5 protein-coding genes are annotated in these 3968 nt (G+C 66.3%); 3 read left to right on the top strand and 2 right to left on the bottom strand.

Annotated elements, in window-relative coordinates:
* Window positions 1–307: DUF3597 domain-containing protein (locus tag KGM94_RS24045; protein ID WP_300264858.1), on the top strand; the 307-nt coding region annotated here is incomplete at its 5' end.
* Window positions 308–367: 60 nt separating this feature from the next.
* Here KGM94_RS24045 and KGM94_RS24040 read toward each other — a convergent pair.
* Window positions 368–643 (bottom strand): GNAT family N-acetyltransferase, encoded by a 276-nt coding sequence (locus KGM94_RS24040; RefSeq protein ID WP_300264855.1) that lies wholly within the window; start codon window positions 641–643, stop codon window positions 368–370.
* A 211-nt stretch (window positions 644–854) separates the two neighbouring features.
* Window positions 855–1172, bottom strand: a complete 318-nt coding sequence (locus KGM94_RS24035) for a hypothetical protein (RefSeq protein WP_300264852.1) — start codon at window positions 1170–1172, stop codon at window positions 855–857.
* 190 nt (window positions 1173–1362) lie between these two features.
* On the opposite strand from KGM94_RS24035, the gene KGM94_RS24030 reads away from it, so the two are divergent.
* Window positions 1363–2970 (top strand): acyl-CoA synthetase, encoded by a 1608-nt coding sequence (locus KGM94_RS24030; RefSeq protein ID WP_300264850.1) that lies wholly within the window; start codon window positions 1363–1365, stop codon window positions 2968–2970.
* Window positions 2971–2979: 9 nt separating this feature from the next.
* Window positions 2980–3840 carry a DUF296 domain-containing protein gene (locus KGM94_RS24025; RefSeq protein WP_300264847.1) on the top strand — a complete coding sequence of 287 codons (861 nt, stop codon included), beginning with the start codon at window positions 2980–2982 and terminating at the stop codon, window positions 3838–3840.
* The last annotated feature ends 128 nt before the right edge of the window (window positions 3841–3968 follow it).

Here is a 3968-nt window from a genome sequence, read left to right as displayed (position 1 = left end):
AGGCCCGGCTGCATCGCCCGCGGGGTCGCCGGCCGCCGCGCCCGCTCAGACCGTGGATGTCGCGCCGATCCTCGACAAGGCGGTCGCCGCCAAGAAGGAGAAGCTGGAGTGGCGCACCTCGATCGTGGACCTGATGAAGGCGCTCGACATCGATTCGAGCCTTGCGGCCCGCAAGGAACTCGCCAAGGAGCTCGGCTATACCGGCGACACCAACGACTCCGCGACCATGAACGTCTGGTTGCACAAGCAGGTCATGACCAGACTCGCGGCGAACGGCGGCAAGCTGCCGCCGGAGATCAAGCACTGACGGGCGCGATCACCGTCATCGGAAAGGCCCGCGAGTTCGTGGGCCTTTTGCTTGGGCGGGCTATCCTGTGAGGTCGGCGTATTCGGGATGATTGTCCAGATAGTCGACAACGAAGCTGCAGCCGCCGATCACCTTCCTGCCGTCGCTGCGGATCAACTCCAGCGCCCCCTTGACCAGTTTCGAGCCGATGCCGCGGCCACGGAGGGCGCGCGGCGTCTCGGTGTGGGTGATGATCACCGCCGACGGCGTCAGCCGGTAACTGGCGAAGGCGATCTCGTTGCCGACATCGAGCTCGAAGCGGTTCTTATCCTTGTTGTCGCGCACTGATGCCGTCATGCAAAGGTCTTCCGTCTTTCCACGTCCATGCCCTGATCTAGGCGCGTGAACCGGCGATTGCAAAGCCGCGACCAAGGGACATCGCCGCGGGGGAGCCGCGCGTCATTGCGTCAGAGATGCCCTCAGCATGTCGCGGATCGACTGCGGCTTGCCGCCCGAGGAGCCGTTGTCGGGCTCGATTCGCAGTAGAGCGTCGTGCCGACCGATCGGTTCAATCGGACGCTGTTGCCAGCCGTGCGTCCTCGGCCGGCTGCCGACGCAGGCAGCCCTTGCAGATGACGAGGGAGCGTGAGAACCGCGCATCCTGATCCGCCTCGGTGGCATCGACGGTCCGATCGCCGTGGGATTCCGCGCGTGGCGCGCGCGACGGCGCTGCGGCGAGCTTCGGCCGGTTGGGATCTTCGCCGGCGCCGTCCCAGGCGTAGCGTGCGGGCGTGACGGCGGGATCGGCGGCCAGTCTCGCTTGCGGGGCCGCGGCACATCCGGCGAGCGCCAGCGAGAGCAGGAGAACGGTGGGCGCCTTGGACATGGTGCGGAGCTCTCAGTGCGAAGGTGAGCCAAACTGCCCGCCATTCCCCTAATTTTTCCTGAACCTGCGGGCTCAGGCGGCGCTCGAGACTGCGTTGCGCCGGTGCCTTGCGGGGCCGCATCGGATGGCGATAAACAGGGACGGAAAGGCGGTTCGCCCCCGCGAAGCCGGCCTGCGAAGAGGAGGCCCCATGCAGCCATTGCGGATGTCGCGCCGCGTCATGAACCTCGCCCACATGCTGACCCAGAACGCCCGCCGATTCGGTGGCCGGGCCGGCTTCGTGTGGGGCGACAAGTCCTGGACCTGGCGCGAGATCGACGCGCAGGTCTCAGCGCTGGCCGCCGCACTCGCCGCGCGCGGCATTGGCAAGGGCGACCGCATCCTCGTCCATTCCAAGAACGGCGACGAGATGTTCGCCTCGATGTTCGCGGCCTTCCGGCTCGGCGCGGTCTGGGTGCCGACGAACTTCCGCCTGATGCCGGATGAGGTTGCCTATCTCGCCCAGGCTTCCGGTGCCAAGGGATTCTTGTGCCATGGCGACTTTCCCGAGCATGCGGCGGCGGTGAGCGGCGGGTCGCTGCAATTCACCTGGCGCGTCGGCGAGGAGGGTTCTTTCGGCGAAACGACGGTGGCGAAGGCCGTCGCGGCGAATGCCGGTGCGGCCGTCGCAAACGTCGCCGTCGAGCACGACGACCCCTGCTGGTTCTTCTTTACATCCGGCACCACCGGACGCTCCAAGGCGGCCGTGCTGACTCACGGCCAGATGGGCTTCGTGGTCACCAACCATCTCGCCGATCTTACGCCCGGCACGACGGAAGCGGATGCCTCGCTGGTGGTGGCGCCGCTGTCGCACGGCGCCGGCGTGCATCAATTGATGCAGACCGCGCGCGGCGCGCGCACCGTGCTGCTGCCGACGGAAAAGTTCGACATCAACGAGGCCTTCCGCCTGATCGAGACGCACCGCGTCAGCAATCTCTTCACCGTGCCGACCATTTTGAAGATGATGGTCGAGCATCCCGCGGTGGACAAATTCGATCACTCCTCGCTGCGCTACGTCATCTATGCCGGCGCGCCGATGTATCGCGAAGACCAGAAGACCGCGCTGCAGAAGCTCGGCAAGGTCATCGTGCAGTATTTTGGGCTCGGTGAGGTCACCGGCAACATCACCGTCTATCCCGCCGCGCTGCACGAGCTCGAGGACGGTCCGCGGGCAAGGGTCGGCACCTGCGGCTACGAGCGCACCGGCATGCAGGTCTCGATTCAGGACGACGAGGGCCGCGAGCTCGGACCCAACCAGAGCGGCGAGATCTGCGTGATCGGACCCGCGGTGTTCGCGGGCTATCACGACAACCCCGAGGCCAATGCGAAGGCGTTTCGCAACGGCTGGTTCCGTACCGGCGACCTCGGCCACATGGACGAGGAGGGCTTCGTCTACATCACGGGCCGCGCCTCCGACATGTACATCTCCGGCGGCTCCAACATCTATCCGCGCGAGATCGAGGAGAAGATATTGACCCATCCCGCGGTCGGCGAGGTCGCCGTGCTCGGCGTGCCCGATCCGACCTGGGGCGAGGTCGGCGTCGCCGTCTGCGTGCCGCGCGAAGGTGAAAAGCCCGTGAGCGAGGCCGAAATGGCGGCGTTCCTCAGCCCAAAGGTGCCGCGCTACAAGATGCCAAAACGGTTCTTCTTCTGGGAGGCGCTGCCGAAATCCGGCTACGGCAAGATCCCCAAACGCCTGGTGCGCGACGAGCTCGAGGCGCGCGGTTTGCTCGACCTCGACAAGAAGCAGGCGGGCTGACGGGTCGCGATGCGCAGCATCAAGCAGCCGGGCGTCCCGGTCGCCGAGCGCATCCAGTGGGTGGAGGCGAGGGGGCGCGCGTTCTCCTTCACGCTTCAAGCGGGCCTGCCGCTGCTGGAAGCCGCGCGGCGCGGTTTTGCCGCGGAAGGTTTTGCGGGCGGCGTTCTCAACTTCACGATAGGCGCGCTCGGGCCGTTCGCCTATGTAATGCCGGCGCTGTCGAAGACCGGCGACAATGCCGCCTTCTACAGCGACACATTTCGCCCGCAGGGCGTGACGCGGTTGAAGCTCGGCAGCATGACGCTGGGCAGCCGAGACGGCACGCCGTTCTTCCATTGCCATGCGCTGTGGACCGAGGCGGATGGCCGCGCGGGCGGTGGGCATATCCTGCCCGAGGAAACCGTTGTCGCCGAGCCGTTCGAGGTGCGCGCCTTCGGCGTCGATGGTGCGACGTTCACGGCCGAGCCTGATCCTGAGACGAACTTCAAGCTGTTTGGGCCGGTTGCGATGGCAGCAAGCGGTGCCCGCACCACCAGCCGCGCCTTTGCGCTGCGGCTGCGACCGAACCAGGATTTTGCCGGTAGCCTCGAAGGCTTTTGCCGCGAACACGGCATTGTGCGTGCAAGACTGCACGGTGGCGTCGGCTCGACCATCGGCGCACGCTTCACCAATGGCGGCGTGACCAAGCCGTTCGCGACCGAGCTTGCAGTGACGTCGGGTACGATCGCGCCTGATGGCTCCGGCAGGCTCGAGGCCACGCTCGACGCGGCGCTGGTCGACTACACCGGCGGTCTTGCCGAGGGCCGGCTGATCCGCGGCGACAATCCCGTGCTGATGACCATGGAGTTGGTGCTGGAGGCGCTGGAGTAGGGGTGCGAGTGCAGGGGCCGCAAGCACCACTTCCATTGTAATGGCTTCCATTGCAATGATGTTCCTGTTATGTTCCATCCAGGCCAGGCAGCCTGGAGGGCAGGAATGAGCCGACGAGGTTACCGCAC

Source organism: Bradyrhizobium sp. (assembly GCF_028868675.1).
In the GTDB taxonomy this organism is placed as follows: Bacteria; Pseudomonadota; Alphaproteobacteria; order Rhizobiales; family Xanthobacteraceae; genus Bradyrhizobium.
The sequence above is the reverse complement of the archived record's forward strand: the minus strand, read 5'-3'. Positions and strand labels throughout refer to the sequence as shown.

Coding starts and splice junctions, on each gene's coding strand:
- KGM94_RS24040 (WP_300264855.1), bottom strand. CDS start 643: ATGACGGCATCAGTGCGCGACAACAAGGATAAGAACCGCTTCGAGCTC.
- KGM94_RS24035 (WP_300264852.1), bottom strand. CDS start 1,172: ATGTCCAAGGCGCCCACCGTTCTCCTGCTCTCGCTGGCGCTCGCCGGA.
- KGM94_RS24030 (WP_300264850.1), top strand. CDS start 1,363: ATGCAGCCATTGCGGATGTCGCGCCGCGTCATGAACCTCGCCCACATG.
- KGM94_RS24025 (WP_300264847.1), top strand. CDS start 2,980: ATGCGCAGCATCAAGCAGCCGGGCGTCCCGGTCGCCGAGCGCATCCAG.